The 14,052-nt window shown below is 67.0% G+C and carries 15 protein-coding genes; 2 read left to right on the plus strand and 13 right to left on the minus strand.

The genetic code is table 11. The features are described 5' to 3' along the window. From A9X05_RS30190 to A9X05_RS26115, 10 genes are all read right to left on the minus strand, one after another. The coding region (locus tag A9X05_RS30190; RefSeq protein ID WP_197499204.1) for a type VII secretion protein EccB at positions 1–162 on the minus strand (162 nt) is incomplete at its 3' end. A 3-nt stretch (positions 163–165) separates the two neighbouring features. After that, positions 166–1,887, minus strand: a complete 1,722-nt coding sequence (gene eccA / locus A9X05_RS26075) for a type VII secretion AAA-ATPase EccA (RefSeq protein ID WP_067785035.1) — start codon at positions 1,885–1,887, stop codon at positions 166–168. Beyond that, positions 1,884–2,483 carry a hypothetical protein gene (locus A9X05_RS26080; protein ID WP_067754676.1) on the minus strand — a complete coding sequence of 200 codons (600 nt, stop codon included), beginning with the start codon at positions 2,481–2,483 and terminating at the stop codon, positions 1,884–1,886. Before A9X05_RS26080 ends, eccA begins: the two co-directional genes overlap by 4 nt. 34 nt (positions 2,484–2,517) lie before the next feature. After that, positions 2,518–3,354: an ESX secretion-associated protein EspG gene (locus A9X05_RS26085; RefSeq protein ID WP_067754679.1), complete on the minus strand. Its 837-nt coding sequence runs from the start codon at positions 3,352–3,354 to the stop codon at positions 2,518–2,520. A gap of 2 nt (positions 3,355–3,356) precedes the next feature. Then, positions 3,357–3,671, minus strand: a complete 315-nt coding sequence (locus A9X05_RS26090; RefSeq protein WP_067754682.1) for an ESX-1 secretion-associated protein — start codon at positions 3,669–3,671, stop codon at positions 3,357–3,359. A gap of 74 nt (positions 3,672–3,745) precedes the next feature. Further along, positions 3,746–5,011 (minus strand): EspA/EspE family type VII secretion system effector, encoded by a 1,266-nt coding sequence (locus A9X05_RS26095; RefSeq protein ID WP_067754685.1) that lies wholly within the window; start codon positions 5,009–5,011, stop codon positions 3,746–3,748. A 380-nt stretch (positions 5,012–5,391) separates the two neighbouring features. Continuing rightward, on the minus strand, positions 5,392–6,588 hold the full coding sequence (locus A9X05_RS26100) for an EspA/EspE family type VII secretion system effector (RefSeq protein ID WP_231978474.1): 1,197 nt from the start codon (positions 6,586–6,588) through the stop codon (positions 5,392–5,394). Between the two features lie 244 nt (positions 6,589–6,832). Beyond that, the gene (locus tag A9X05_RS26105) at positions 6,833–7,147 is read right to left on the minus strand and encodes an ESX-1 secretion-associated protein (RefSeq protein ID WP_067754700.1); all 315 of its coding nucleotides are present in this window, start codon (positions 7,145–7,147) and stop codon (positions 6,833–6,835) included. Positions 7,148–7,223: 76 nt separating this feature from the next. Further along, positions 7,224–8,606, minus strand: a complete 1,383-nt coding sequence (locus A9X05_RS26110) for an EspA/EspE family type VII secretion system effector (protein ID WP_067754703.1) — start codon at positions 8,604–8,606, stop codon at positions 7,224–7,226. A 180-nt stretch (positions 8,607–8,786) separates the two neighbouring features. Then, the gene (locus tag A9X05_RS26115) at positions 8,787–9,878 is read right to left on the minus strand and encodes an FHA domain-containing protein (protein WP_067754714.1); all 1,092 of its coding nucleotides are present in this window, start codon (positions 9,876–9,878) and stop codon (positions 8,787–8,789) included. A 503-nt stretch (positions 9,879–10,381) separates the two neighbouring features. Between A9X05_RS26115 and A9X05_RS26120 the strand changes: the two genes are divergently transcribed. After that, the gene (locus tag A9X05_RS26120) at positions 10,382–10,663 is read left to right on the plus strand and encodes a WhiB family transcriptional regulator (RefSeq protein WP_067754717.1); all 282 of its coding nucleotides are present in this window, start codon (positions 10,382–10,384) and stop codon (positions 10,661–10,663) included. Positions 10,664–10,759: 96 nt separating this feature from the next. Here the strand turns inward: A9X05_RS26120 and A9X05_RS26125 are convergent, their stop codons facing one another. Continuing rightward, on the minus strand, positions 10,760–11,200 hold the full coding sequence (locus tag A9X05_RS26125) for a nitroreductase family deazaflavin-dependent oxidoreductase (RefSeq protein ID WP_067754720.1): 441 nt from the start codon (positions 11,198–11,200) through the stop codon (positions 10,760–10,762). Between the two features lie 10 nt (positions 11,201–11,210). After that, a complete protein-coding gene (locus A9X05_RS26130; RefSeq protein WP_067754723.1) occupies positions 11,211–12,053 on the minus strand; it encodes an NAD(P)H-binding protein in 843 nt (280 codons plus the stop codon). Between the two features lie 114 nt (positions 12,054–12,167). Between A9X05_RS26130 and sigI the strand changes: the two genes are divergently transcribed. Then, the gene (sigI, locus tag A9X05_RS26135) at positions 12,168–13,046 is read left to right on the plus strand and encodes an RNA polymerase sigma factor SigI (protein ID WP_067754726.1); all 879 of its coding nucleotides are present in this window, start codon (positions 12,168–12,170) and stop codon (positions 13,044–13,046) included. On the opposite strand, the gene A9X05_RS26140 is transcribed toward sigI, so the two are convergent. Beyond that, positions 13,043–13,942, minus strand: coding sequence for a MinD/ParA family protein (locus A9X05_RS26140; RefSeq protein WP_231978475.1), 900 nt, complete (start codon positions 13,940–13,942; stop codon positions 13,043–13,045). The two genes, sigI and A9X05_RS26140, sit on opposite strands and share 4 nt — an antisense overlap. Positions 13,943–14,052 lie beyond the last annotated feature (110 nt).

Below are 14,052 nucleotides of genomic sequence, written 5' to 3' on the forward strand. Positions count from 1 at the left end.
GAGCACCGAGACGAGGACGCCCAGCGCGACCGAACGGCTGTAGAACTGCAGCGGGTCGTCGAACATCCGGGTGTCGCGCCGCACGATGGCGTGTTCGAGGCGCCGCAGCAGGAAACGCCAACCGCTGACCTGGACCTTGGTGGTTAGCCGGAAACCTGCCATGCGTCACTCGATGATGTTGAGTCGTCCGTGAACCGCGGCGATCGCCTCGGTCATGTCCTCGCCGTTGATCTCGCGCAGGCGGTCCTCGTCGAGGGATTCGAAGTCGACGGACCGGGTGAGCCGGATGTCGCGGTATTGCTCGCCGGCCTCCACCAGCTGGCGCGCGTAGCGACCGTTGCCGGCGATGTCGAGCGCGGCTTTGCCGCGCACCGTCTGCTGGCTGAGCAACTTCGCGGCCTGCAGCAGATTGTCTGCCGCCTCCGAGCTCAGCGCCGAGTCGTTTGCGGCCGCAATGACTTTCGCGATCTCGAGGATCTCCTCCGGTGAGTAGGAGTCGAATTCGATCCGGGTGGCGAAACGGGACCGCAGGCCCTCGTTGGTCTCGAGCAGCCGATCGATGTCCGAGCTGTAGCCGGCGATGATCACCACGAGCCGGTCGCGGTCGTTCTCCATCCGCGCCAGCAACGTGTCCAGCGCCTCTTGGCCGAACGGGTCGGTGCGTCCGTCCCGCTCCTGCACCAGCGCGTAGGCCTCGTCGATGAACAGCACACCCCCGAGTGCGCGATCGATCGTCTTGGTGCTCTTGACCGCCGACTGGCCTTCGTACTCGGCGACGAAATCCTTGCGCGCGGTCTCGACGAGCTTCGGTTCGGGAATGACCCCGAGGCCGGCGAGGATGTTGGCCACCACCCTGGCGATGGTCGTCTTGCCGGTACCCGGCGGTCCGGTGAAGATCATGTGCTTGCTCGGCTGGGCGACCTTCATGCCGCGGGCGGCGCGAACCCGCGCCATCTGGGTGGCGGCGCGGTAGCGCTCGACCTGTTCTTTGACTCGGGTGAGCCCGATCTGCCGCTCCAGCTCGGCCTCGGCCTCGGCGAGGAGTTTGTCGCGGCCCGAGGTGTCGGCCACGACGGTATTCGCGTCCCACGGATCGGTGCGCGCGGAAATCTGCTCGGCGCTGGTGGTCGTCAGCCGGTATGACGGATCCTTCAGCGCCGCTGTCACTTTGGGTTCCGGATGGGTGGTCTGCAGCCATTCCAGAAGAGCCACCGCGGCCTCTTCGTTTCCCTGGCTGCGGCGGGTCATGGCCAAATACCACGCGATGGCGCGAGCGCACGCCTCCCCGGCCGGCGAGGCGTTGGCCTCGGTGAGCCGGCGTTCCGCTTCGGTGAACAGGCCGAGGTTGGCTGCGGCGACACCGTGCGCGACCCCGGCGGCGGCCGCCAGGAATTCGTCAGGCCACCTGCTCGCGCCCCTGACTTCATCGATCACCTCGGTCCAGCGGCCCGCCTCGCCGTAGATCACCGCCTTGACCCAGGACAGCAGGTGTTCGGCGCCGGTGGTGGGCGTGTCCTCGACCGCCTCCATGGCGTCGGCGTAATTACCTTGCGCCGCTTCGCTTACGGCGAAGCCCATGGTGATCGCCAACGGTGAATTGGCCGGGTAGGTGATGTCCCCGTACAGGCCGCCGATCGGGAGCCGGGCGCCCACGGCGTTCATCGAGATCTGGGCGGATCCGGCCAACTGTCCGAAGTGCGTGCGCGAATACCAGGCGCGAAACAGCGTCACGCGTTCGGTATCGCCGCAGCGGATGCGGCCAATCCATGCGTCGCAGGCGGACTCGTCGTAGTTGGTGATCTCGGTGAACAGCTCTAGCGCCCGCGCCTCCGAGACGGGCAGCATGCCGACCGCGCTTTCGAACAGGCCGGCCAGGTGCTCGGTCATTTATCGGTCGCGTACCGCGTGGCGAACACTTCCGCCTGCGCCGCCGCCGCCTGCTCCGGCGTGATCAGACCGATGCCGTTTTCCATGAAGTCCCGCACGACGTCACCGCCGTCGACCCCCATCTCGCGCATCGTCTCCGACAGGGAGTCGTCCTCCAGCAGATAGCTGTGCTGGGCGGCCAGGCCCTTCTGCCGGGCCAGGTCCGCGATGACGAGGATTTCGTCGGCGAGTTCGGCCTCGCTCATGCTCGTCACTTTCGCCGACAGCTCGACGCGCTGGGTCCGACCGTCCATGAGTGCCGAGACGGTGACCGTCTCGGGGGGATTGGTCACCGTGAACTCCTGGGGGGCTTCCTCTGCGTCCCCGGCAGCCTCCGAAGTCGCGTCGGTCTGCGACTCGATCGCGGCGAGGTCGGTGTCGGAATCCACGGGTTCGGTGGGCGCATAGTCGTGCAGCGCGTCGACGGCCGACTCCTCGTCGTCGTCGGCGGGGGCCGAGAAGTCCAGCGCGTCCGATTCCTCGAGCGTGTCGGAACCGGATTCGACGGCCGAGAAGTCCAGGGCGGCCAGATCGTCGTGGTCGTCGTACTGCGGCATGGTTCCTTCTTTCTGATCGTGAATCGGGCTGGGGTCAGCCGCCGTAGGAGGCTTCGACGCGGTCGAACCAAGTGCCCGCCGGCAGGAACTCCACGAGGCCGTCCAGCGTGCGCTGCAAGTTTTCTTGGGTACCGGACAGGAAGCTGCCGTAGAGCTCGCCGCCGACACGGCGGGGAAGCGACACCAACCTGCCGTGGGTGGAGTCGAGGACTCCGGCGGCGACGTCGGTATGCGTGGACGTGCCCCCGGGGTGGCGCTGGCCGGCGATGATCTCCACCCAGCTGCTCGGATCGCTGATGATCTCGGCATAGACGCGGGCCGAGGCGGGTGCGGCGCCGTGCTGGACAAGCTGGGCGGCAGTGGTGCACGCCGCCAGTTCGGCGGCCACCCCGGTCAGCGGTTCGACGTTGGCCGGTGTCGCGGGGCCGAGCACCGTGGTCACCATGCCCGCCAGGCCGACCTGCGGGGCCACCAGCTGCAGTACCACCAGGTCGCCGTCCCGGGCGGCGATGACGTGACGTTCGCCCTTGCGGCACACGGCAAAGCGGACCATGGTGCCGCCGAGATCGCGGCGCCACCATCGGCACTCCAGGCTGCGGTCGGGCCTGCTGATCGTGTCGACCATCGTCGCCACCGCCGGGTGTGGCCGCCCCTGGTGGTCGAGCACCCCCTGCGCGGTGAGGTCGCGCTGCACCTGGTTCCAGACGAGGTCCCGCAATTCCTCTTGCGGGATGTTCGGCCGGATTCCGAGTGCCGTGGGGAAATCGACGAGGTGCAATCGGTCGGCGATCACCAACATGCCATCGACGGTCACCTCCACCCCGACGACATCGTCGAGGCCCGCAAGACCGGTAGTGAGGGGACCGGACATGATCAGCCGTCGAGCATTTGCTTGTTGAGGTTCCTGCTCAAGTCCTCGTCGACGCCCGCATACGTTTGCTTGGCGACGCGTAACTTCGCGGCGAGATCAGAGGCGTGCTGCCTAATGTTTTGACCCGCACCCCTGCGTTGTTTCTCCGCGGTGACAAAAGCGCTGTTGGAGGCGCCGCTGATTACCCCATGCGTCACCCATACCGCCGTTTCCGTATTGCCGGCAGCGGTGGCCGCCTCTTCTGCCTTAGTGGCCGCTTGGACCTGTTTCGTCGCCAATTCCTCGAGATACTTTTCGTCGACGTTCAACGTTGCCATGGGTAATCTCCTCAACGGATATTTTTACTCGCTATTGCGTTGACGCGTACCGGTTTTTGCGGCACTGGCGACGGCTAAAGCCGACCCGGCGCCGCCACTTCCTGGACGGCCATCGTTTGGTCGATGGGCGCGCGCCCCGCGCCCGTCGTGCCCAACGCCGCCCCATCGCCGTTCCCGGCCGCGGCGGCCTCTGACGGAGCGGCCTCCTCGGCGGGCGGCGGGGCCGCCTGGCGCTGCTGACCGGTCGAGGCGAGTTGTTGCACTTGGCCCATCATTTGGTTGACGAAGCTCATCGGCTGGGCAACCTGGCCGGACATCTGTGCGAGTTGCCCGGATGCTTGAGTCACCTGACTGAGGGTGGGCACCGTCGCCGTGGTCTCGGCGATCGTCTCGACGGGAGTCGCGCCGTCGCTCTGGAGCGCGGTTAGGACGCCGCGTTCCTCGCGGGAATCGCCGGCCGCCGGGGCCCTGCTGGCCAGCGAGGCGACGGTGGGTGTGCCGGAGAATGCCGACATCCCGGACATGCTGTCGGAGATCGCCTTGAAGCTGCCGACCGTGGCCTCCTCGGCTCCGGTGACCTCGATCCGCGCGAACGAGCTGTTGGGGATCGCTTTCTCGGCCACCTCGCCGTAAAGGAGTGCGGTGGCGTGGATCTCGTGCGAGAGGGACATGGAGTTGGCCAGTGTCATCATCTCGAAGCTGAAGACGGTGGCGCATGCCGCGAAGGCGGCGATTATCTGCCATGCACACGAGATTTCGGGACCGACCACCGGGATCAGATACATGGCCAGCGCGATGCCCTGGGCGATCACCAAGCCCAGCAGCGTCACAGCGATGCAGTTGTGCGCCTTGGCGACCTCCGAGCCCTGGTTCGCCATCAGCGTCTGCATCTTCTTGTCCAGATCCTGCATCGTTTGCACGAGGGCCTGCAGTGCGGCGGTCGCGTCGGCGTACGCCTTCGCCGCGTCGCCGCTCCAGTCGCGTGAGTCGGGCGCGGCCTCAGCGAGGTAGAGGTAGACGGTTTCGTACTTGTCCGCACCGCTGGTGAAGGAGGCGCCCTTGTCCGGGGTCCAGAATCCATTGAGCAGGTCGACCGCCGAGATGGCGACCATCGCCACGTCGACGATGGCCGTCGGCGTTGGGAGCACCTTCGTACCGGACGTCTTCAACGCGTCTGCGAGCACCTTGATCTGGTTCCGTCCGTACCACATCGCTTTGCCGGCGAGCGCCCCCAGATTCGCCCCCAAACCAACCCAATCCCCGGAATACGCGGCGCCACCGCCCGCCTGCAGCCGCGTGAAGCAGTAGGCCAGATCGTGAATACCTGCGAGACGACTCACGGCGGTGTATCCCTTCGCGGTTGGTGACCGATGTTGGACTCATGTTGAGGAGGTGGGTTGAGCCTAACGCCGCCAGACAGGGCCCCGCTGCACGAATTTTCTGGGCGCACAAAGGATTCGGCCAACAACCGGTTAATTCCGCAGAAACATTAAGGGAGGGTTGACGCCCGGAGAACAACGGGACGCCACCGGCGCCGCGGCGTCATCCCGAGTTCATCCGGAGGAGCGACTCCACACCGTTCCCGAATTCGGCTGCGCGTTTTTCGGGATCTCTCTCGACGCGGGTGCCAGCGCTCGACGGCCAACACAGCCCTGCCACGAGCCGGCGGATCGATTGATGTATTACTTCGTCGCGCCCGGACTTCGTTGCCGAGGCTCCGTCAACGGACGCGGGCGTGCCGACCCGATCCCTCGTCCGGCTCCGCCGTGGCAAGGTCAACTGGTGCGCGCTCGGCGCCCTGCGCGGCCGGCGCCGCCCCGGCAGCCGCGTCGTCCGACGGCGCGGTTTCTTCGTCTGGCTGGCCCTGCCGGCTCGTCTGCGCGAGCTGCTGTGCTTGCCCGATCGTCTGGTTGGGAACGTTCATGTGTTGGGACGCCTGCCCCGAGACCTTCGCGGCTTGCGCCGATGCCTGAGCGACCTGGGCCACGGTGGGCGGCGTGATTGGCGGTGCGCCCGGTGTCTCGGGGGCCGGCGAGGCGTAGGCCGGCGCGTCCGCGCTCAAAGCGTCCAGTACGGCAAGGTCTTCCGCCGACGCCCCGTCCGTCGGCGCCAGCCTGGCCAACGCAGCCACGGTGGGCGTCGCCGAAAAAGCCGACGTTCCCGGCATGCTGGCGGAGACGTCGGCAAAACCGGAAACCGTCGACTCAGTGGCGGTCGCCGACTTCGCGTCGGCCGGCGAACCCTCCTGTACCGTCCCGGATGCCAAGGCCGAGTATCGGCCGGCCAAGCTCTCCGCCTGCTTGCCGTTCAGGACCGAGTAGGTGGTCAACGTGGCAAGGAATCCCACGGCGGTCGCGATCCCAAGTCCGGAAACGGTGATTGCGAAGCCTTGCGACACCGCCGGCCCGAGTGGCGGAGGCGCGAACCGAATGATCAGCTCGACGATGTAGCACGCGAATAGCAGGTCCTTCAATATGCCGAAACCCAAGCGCATGTGGGTCACCCATTCGGCCTGGTCCTTCACCAGAGCTGCCAGCTCGAGGTCCAGTTCAGCCATCGTCTGCGCCAGGTTCCCCAGGGTCGTGTCGAGGCCCGCATAGGCTACCGATGCCGTCCCCGCCCAACCGTCGTCGTCCGGAAGAGCCGATTTCAGCTGCGCCGACAACGCACTGAATTGCTGCGATCCGTTTCTGAGGTCGTCACCTTCGACCGGCGGTCCGAATCCGGTCGTCAGCTCCATCAGCTCGACGACCGTGAGGGCCCACAGGATCAGGCTGCCCGCCGTCTTGAGGGACTGCTTACTGCCGGGCACCGACGGGACCTTGACGCTCCCACCCTCGAAACGAATCCGGGTCAGCCCGTCGAGGCCGCCCAACTTGGCGAGTGCGGCCCCACCGGCCAACCCGTCTGCGCTCATGCTGGTCACACTCGCCGCGAGATACTCACCGCTGAAACCGGGGCTGTCGACGCCGGTGAAGTTCTGGCCGAGGCTACCCAGGTTGACCAGGAGCCGAGCCGCGTCGGCGAGTATCGATACAGCCAATTGTGGTCCTCAGGTCAACAGTGCGCTGCCGGGCGAGCGGTTGGTCGCACCAGAGCTTAGCACCCAACGGACCTGCGGCACGCGGAATCGGCTGCGGCAGTTGCCGATTCAGGCGTGATCAGCCCTCGAGTACTTGCTTGTCGATGTTCTTGCCCGCTTGCTCGTCCGTGCTGGCGTAGACCCTCTTGGCGGTGCGTAGCTTGTCGGAGAGTTCCGTGGACGCCTTGCTCATGGCGTCGCCCGTGCTCTTGCGTGCATCCGCGGCCTTGGTGAACGCCAGGTTCGAGTACCAGCTGACCACGCCGTGGCTCACCCAGACATCGGTTTCCAGGCCCGACGCCGCCGAGGCTGCGGTTGCCGCCTGCGTCGACGCTTGATCCTGCGCCGTTGCCAGCCTGTCGAGATGGGATGAGTTGACGGTTACATCGGCCATGATTCGTGCTCCTCGGGTGCTCAGTCTCTTAAGGGTTCTGGTGCAACGATTTTGATCGTCGGTTGTCGGGGATGGCCTAGGCCGGGTTCGGTGCTTGCGTCCGCTCTGTGCCGGCCGCGGCGACCTCCACGGGCGCACGCTCGGCGCCCGCCGCACCAAAGCCGGCACCGGCGCCCTCGACCTCACCCTGGAACGCGGCCTCCTCGGCCCCGGCGCCTTCGGCCGGCGCCGCCGCGCCTTGGCCTTGCTGGGAGGTCTGGATCATCTGCTGCAGTTGTCCCATTGCCTGGCTGGTGAGTTGCGCGGGCTGCGACAGTTGGCTGGAGACCTTCGCGGCCTGGCCCGACATCGCGGACAACTGGGCCACGGTGGGCATGGTGGTCGTGGGCGCGGACGGCGTCGTCGCATCCGGTGACGTCGTATCCGATGTTTGAGATGCGCCGTAGGCCGGTGATTCACTCGCGCCCATCTGAGCGGCCAGCGGGGCCCGCTCGTCGTCCGAGCCCCTGGCCGCGCCGGCCGGTGCGGCAGCGGGCGGTGTGGCTGACAGCGCCGACGGCCCGGACATGCTGTCGGAGATGGCGGCAAAGCTGGAAACCGTGGTCTCTTCCGACGTCAGCTTCTTGGCCTTGGCGTCCGACCCCGTTTGCACGGTGCCGGCGGCCAGGGCCGAGTAATCGCCGGCCAAGGTCTCCGCCTTCTTCCCGTTTTCCACCGAGAAGTAGGTCAAGGTGCCGAGGAAGGTGGAGGCAACACTGAGCCCACCAATGGCCACCGCAATAGCGAAGGCTTTCGCCGCGATGGGACCGGCCGGGGCGGGCACCGCAAACGTGATGATCAATTCAATGATGATTGCGGCCAGAAGGATGTCCTTCAAGATCCCAAAGCCCAAGCGCGCGTGGTTGACCCATTCGGCCTGATCCTTCACCAGTGATGCCAGTTGGGAGTCCAGGGTGGCCATCGACTGCGCCATGGTCTCCAGGGTGACGTCAAGCTCGGCATACGCTTCCGACCCCGAACCCTCCCAGCCGGAGTCCGGAAGGGCGAGCTTCAGCTGTTCGGCGAGCAGGGTGAACTGCTGGGATCCGGTGTTCAGCTCACTGCCTTCGGTTGGCGGTCCGAACCCGATCGTCAGCTCCATGAGCTCAACAATGGTCAGGGTGATGGAGATGATGCTGAGGCTCTGTTTGAAGGTCTTCATGCCGCTGGCGCCGCCCATACGGTTGGCCATGATCATTTTCTGAGCCGGGCTCATTCCGCTGATGTATTTAGTGATGCCCTTCTGAACACCCACCATCGCCAGGGACCCGAAGTCGGCACCCCCGCTGGTCGCGGCGCCGGCAATATATTCGGTGCTGAATTCCGAGCCGCCAGTGACGCCTAGGCCTACGCCGGCGGCTTGCTGACCTAATCCGGCCAAGGAGCCAAGGATCCTCGCGGCTTGAATGAAAACAGACATAAGTGGGTCCTCCGGTTTGAGCCTTCCGCGTGTTGATTGCGCGTACCGCGCATTAACCGCCCGTTTAGCGTAACGCGCTCTGACTGGCGCCCGTGCACGAATTTTTGGGAAAGGCAACGGCTTCCACAGCGCGGTGAAAAGGCAGAGATGGTGAACGTTGGGGCGGGTGCGCCGCCGCGCTCAGTGAATATGGCCGATCAGCGTTTCGATCGCGTCGGCGACTTCGGCTGGCACCGCCTCGTCGGCCTCCGCCCGCACGATCATTTCTTCGGTCACCCCGGCCGCCTCGGCGGTCTCCGCGGGCGAAAGGTTCGCCCGCCGCCGGGCCGCGTAGAGGCGTTGTGCCAGCGGGGCGCCCGGGGCGGTCGCACCGCGCGTCATCAGCTCGTCGTAGTGGCGCCGAACCGTACTCAGGGCTTTGATCAGTTCGGGCGTGATCCGGCTGATGCGGGTGGCGCGCACCGCGATCGCCTCGAGTTGCCGGAGATCGGCAAGGATCGGCGTCGCGCGCTCGGTGAACTCCGGGTCGTCGGGCGACGGCAATGCCGCGATGGCCAGGCCGCAACCGTCCACGGCGGCGACGATCGCCTGCGCGATCAGCGAGGCCGGGGCATCGGACTGCGGGGCCTCGGTCGAGGTTTTGGCGGTGCCGGTAGCGACCGCCGGTGGGATCTCTTCGCCGGCGTCGGGCTGTCCGCGGCGGATCCGCGCGATGGTCCCGGCGGGCCACTGCAACACCTGCTCGAGCTTGGCCTGGGTGCGCTCCCGCGGCCAACTGCGGCCCTTTTCGAACGCGATGAGGGCGCCGGCATTGATGATCCCGTCGGCCGCCAGGCTGCGCTGGCTGATGCCCAGTTCCCGACGGCGCGCGGCGGCGGCCGCGCCCGCGCGGGCCATCCCCGGATCCGGCTCGACGCCATCGGACTTCTGTTCGGGCCGTCCACCGGCGCCGGGGGGCGTGACGATCTCGAACGTGAGAACTTCGCCCGAGCTGGGATCGCCGAGCCGGACCGTCGTTTTGTCCGTCACCGTCACCGAGCTCATGCGGTGTCCGTCGACGAATATGCCGTCCGGTCCCTTGTCCACGATCCGCCACGAACCGTCCACGGGTTCGGCGTGCAGATGCTCCGCGGAGATCTGCTCGATCCGCACGTCGTCCTGCGGGTCCCGGCCAATGGTGACCACGCCCCGACCGGGCTCGATTTCGTGCGACGTCGCACCGCTATGGATGACCAGGACGGCGAGATCGGTACTCGACTCGGTGCGGGGCATCTGCGGTGGTTCCTCGATCGAGGCAGCTGGGCGGGCCTTCCGCCGCCTGCAATCCTAACCGTCGCACCCGTCAAATTCCATCGCATGCCGCTACGTTTCGAATCACAGTTTCGGAGCCGCACCGTCGGAACGCTATGCCGACGCGACAACGACGTCATCTTGTGGCGATCCGCGCGCGGGGACCTCCATGGATCGCGCGTGGAATGCTACGGTTTCGGGCCTCCCATCCGAACGCTCCTTTGTCGGTGAAGAGCCGAAGCGAGCCCAAACGCTACGGTTACGTAACCGTCCCGTTCTGTTGGTGAAAAGTGGCCGGAACGACGCAAATAGCCAGTTCAAAAGGCTTTCCATCGGGTCACGCCGCCTCACTGGGCTGGCCGCTGAAGCGAACGTCCGAACGAAGCGATGCGATACCGAAGCCAAACTGTTGCATTGCAGCGGTTAGTCCTATACCGTTGCGAAGCAGATGAGCAGAACGCAACGCTTCAGAAGGAACCATCGCCATGACCGCAACACCTTTGTTCAACATCCCGCTCGGCGCCTGCACGCAGGACCCCGACCGTTGGACCACCGCCCCGGACGCCGAGGCCATCGCCGCTTGCCGTGCGTGCCCCCGGCGTTGGATGTGCGCGCGGGAAGCGGTCGAGTCGGCCGGCGCGGAGGGCCTGTGGGCCGGCGTGGTGATCCCCGAAGGGGGGCGCCCCCGCGCATTCGCGCTGCGTCAATTGCGATCCCTGGCCGAGCGCAACGGGTACCCCGTGCGCGAGACCGCGAAGTCGGCCTAGCCTCCTGCCATGGCCGCCCACTTCGGGTCGGCGACGGGTCCCGACGGAAACCGTTGCACCGCTTTCCCTCTGGGACTTCAGAACAGGCGCCGGCCGTTACGTCGGCTCGAACCTGAAGACGGCGAGCCGCCCCGCCAGTGCTTCGAATTCGTCAGCCGTTCCATCACGCACCATCCCGGATCGCTTCGCGAATGCCACACCGACCGGGACCTTGACCGGGAATTCCCGCAACACCGGCCGCGCCTGGGCGGCGGAGAGTTCGACGATCCGGACCTGCTGTGACCGTCGGCCCCGGCTGAGCCTGCCGGTGCCCGCCGCCCGTGCGTTCGCCGCCCAGTCGGCGCCGGGATAGCCGGCCACCACGTACAGGTCGCCCCGGAATTCGAACGGCGTCATCGGCGTGCTGCGGGGGCGACCGGACTTGCGGCCGGGCACCGTCAACACCATGGCCGGACCGGTGGGAATCCCCAGCCGTTGGACCGCCATCATCACCTTGTTCATGGGCTTGAGGTAGCGCGGTGGGCGCAGTTCGGACATGTCGGGCTCCTCAACCAATGGCGGAGAAGACGTCGCGATGGTCGGCGACCCACTGGGCGAACGGGGTCGCCGGCCGCCCGAGGATCTTCTCGACGTCATGGGTGACCAGCGCGGGCGTGTCGAGCGTCGCGGCGAGCATGGCGATATAGGCATCGCCGAAGGCTGCCGGAAAGCCTAATCCGATAAACCGCTGGCGCACAGCATCATTCGGTATCTCGCAATAGCGCAACTGTCGACCCAGGACGGCACCGATGGCCTCGACCAGTTCCGAATTGGTGAAGGCCTGCGGACCGGTCAGCGGGATCCGCTGTCCCACCAACTCGTCGGTGAGCAGCGCCCGCGCCGCCACCTCGGCGATGTCGGTCTCGACAATGGGCGCCACCGAAGCCGAAGCGTACGGACCGTAGACCACGTCGCCGGCGCGCAGCTGCGCGGACCACATGCCAGCGAAGTTGGTCGCAAAAACGCTGGGCCGCAGGCTCACCCATTCCGCGCCGGAGTCAACGGCCAGCTGCTCCACCTCTTTATTGCGGTCTCCGCGGAAGCGGGACGGTTGCCGGGCGAAGTCGTCATCGGCGTTGATGGCCGAAAGCGCCACCAGCCTGGTGACGCCGGCGCGCACGCACAACTCCACCACCTCGTTCAGGTCGGCACCCAGCGCCCTGGAGTTGAGAAACACCGCCGACGCGCCGGGTAACGCGTCGGCCGCCGAGCCCACCAGTTCGACGCCGGGGGGAAGCCCGGCTCTATCCGGCGCGCGGGTGACCGCCCGGACCGGCGCTCCAGCGGCCACAAGCGCGGTGACAAGGGGTCGCCCGACGTTACCGGTCGCGCCGGTTACCACGATCGTCATGGGATGGTTCCTCTCTGCTGATTTTTCTGCGGTGCTAAAAGGACGGGGCGGAAGGTGGGAAAGTTACAAACGCAGATCCCGTAACTTTTTGCCGCAGCAGATCGTCGAAGAGACATGAACCAGCCGCAATCAGCGAGCGACCAGGTCGCCGACGCCTGGCGTCGTCACCGTCCCTATCTGGTCAACCTCGCCTACCAAATGCTCGGCGACATCGGGGATGCGGAAGATATTGCGCAGGAGGCCTTTCTGCGGTTGTCGAGGGTCGAGGCGGGTGAGATCGAGGACGTTCGGGGCTGGCTGACGGTGGTGGCCAGCCGACTTTGCCTCGACCAGGTGCGCTCGGCCCGCGCTCGTTACGAACGCCCGGGCGAGGTCGGAGAGCGGCCCACGCCGCAGCGCTCCGATCCGGCTGACCGGGTCACTCTCGACGACGAGATCCGCGCCGCGTTGCTCGAGGTGTTGCGCCGGCTCAGTCCGGGGGAACGGGTCGCCTTCGTGCTGCACGACGTGTTCGGCGTCCCGTTCGACTCGATCTCCGAAACGGTAGGCCGCCCGGTCGGTACGTGTCGGCAGCTGGCGCGCCGTGCACGGGCGAAATTCGTTGCCGCTCAGCCTACAACGAACGTGGTGGCATCGAGCGAGCATCAGCTCGTCACCGAAAAATTCATCACCGCGTGCGCCAACGGTGACCTTGGCGCGTTGGCCGCCGTGCTGGATCCGACGGTGTGGGGCGTGGGCACGATCCTCGCCGACCCGGCGCCGCCCCCGCAGATCAATCACGGGCCGGACGCGGTGGCCACCAACCTGCTGCGGTACCTGTGGCCCGACGTCACGCTGGTCAGCGGTCCCGTCGGGCAACCGGTGCTGCTGGCGTTCAGCCACCGCCGGCTGTTTGCCGTCATCGTGCTGACGATCCGCGGGTCGAAGGTGGCGAAGCTCGAGGCGATCGCCGACCCGTCCGCACGGGCGGGCGAGGTCGCCGAGCAGGCCTAGCCCGGCCGCTGGTTCTCGGGCCGGACCGCGAAATAGCCGGCGATTGTCGCGGTGACCTCCAGGAACTTCCGCCGTGTGGCGGCCGACATTTCGCGGCTCACATCGATGACGCCGCCCGGCCGCAGGTGCGGGTCGAAGGGGACCTCGATCACCGGCCGGCCGTGGTCGGTGAACTCCCGGGCCAGCTGCGCCCGCGTCCGTTTGTCGGCGTGCCCGTCGGAATCGTTGAGCACCACGACTGTGCTCTGCAGCAGAGTGTCGAAGCCCTGGTCGACCAGCCACTCCATGGTCCTGGCTGCGGCGGACGCCCCGTCGGCCCACGGCGAGGAGACCACGATCAGCGCGTCCAAGTCGCGCAGCACCTCCTGGGTGACCGGCGCGTCCATCGTCGAACCGCAGTCGATGACCGAGATCGCGAAGTGGCGGTCCAGGCGCAACGCGGCCTCCCGGTAGATCGCGGCGTCGAGCACGCGGCGCGGACCCGACGCCGGCTCGCCGCCGAGGACATAGAGGCCAACGGAGTTACGTCCCACGCGGGCAACCACATCGCCGAAGGACTGCAGGTTCTTGTCGGCGGTCAGTTCCCAGAACGAGCCGGTAGTCGCCGGATCGATCCGGCTGCTGAGGCGGCCGAATGCCGTGTCGGCGTCGATCGCCACCGTGTGATCCTGCCGCCGGAGCTCGGCGAACAGCGATCCGACGCTGGCGGCCACCGATGTCTTTCCCACTCCACCCTTGCCGAGGACACCGACCTTGTAGTTCCCGTGCAGGCGGGTGCGGATGGTCGCCTCGAACTGCGCGTCCTGCTGCTGCGCCGGCGAAGGGCCGAGGTTGACGAGGCCGAAAGTGACCAGCCGGAGGACACGACGCCAACCGCGGTCGGGCACCGCGTCGATGGCCGTCGGGGCCGGCTTGGGTGTGACGGGCGCCGATGCCGCCTGCGGAGGCGGCGGCGCGGCCGGCCGCACCGCCACCACGACCCTCCGCCCCGCGCGCCGCACCGCGG

Origin of the sequence: Mycobacterium sp. E3298 (assembly GCF_001666895.1) — a bacterium.
Lineage (GTDB): Bacteria > Actinomycetota > Actinomycetes > Mycobacteriales > Mycobacteriaceae > Mycobacterium.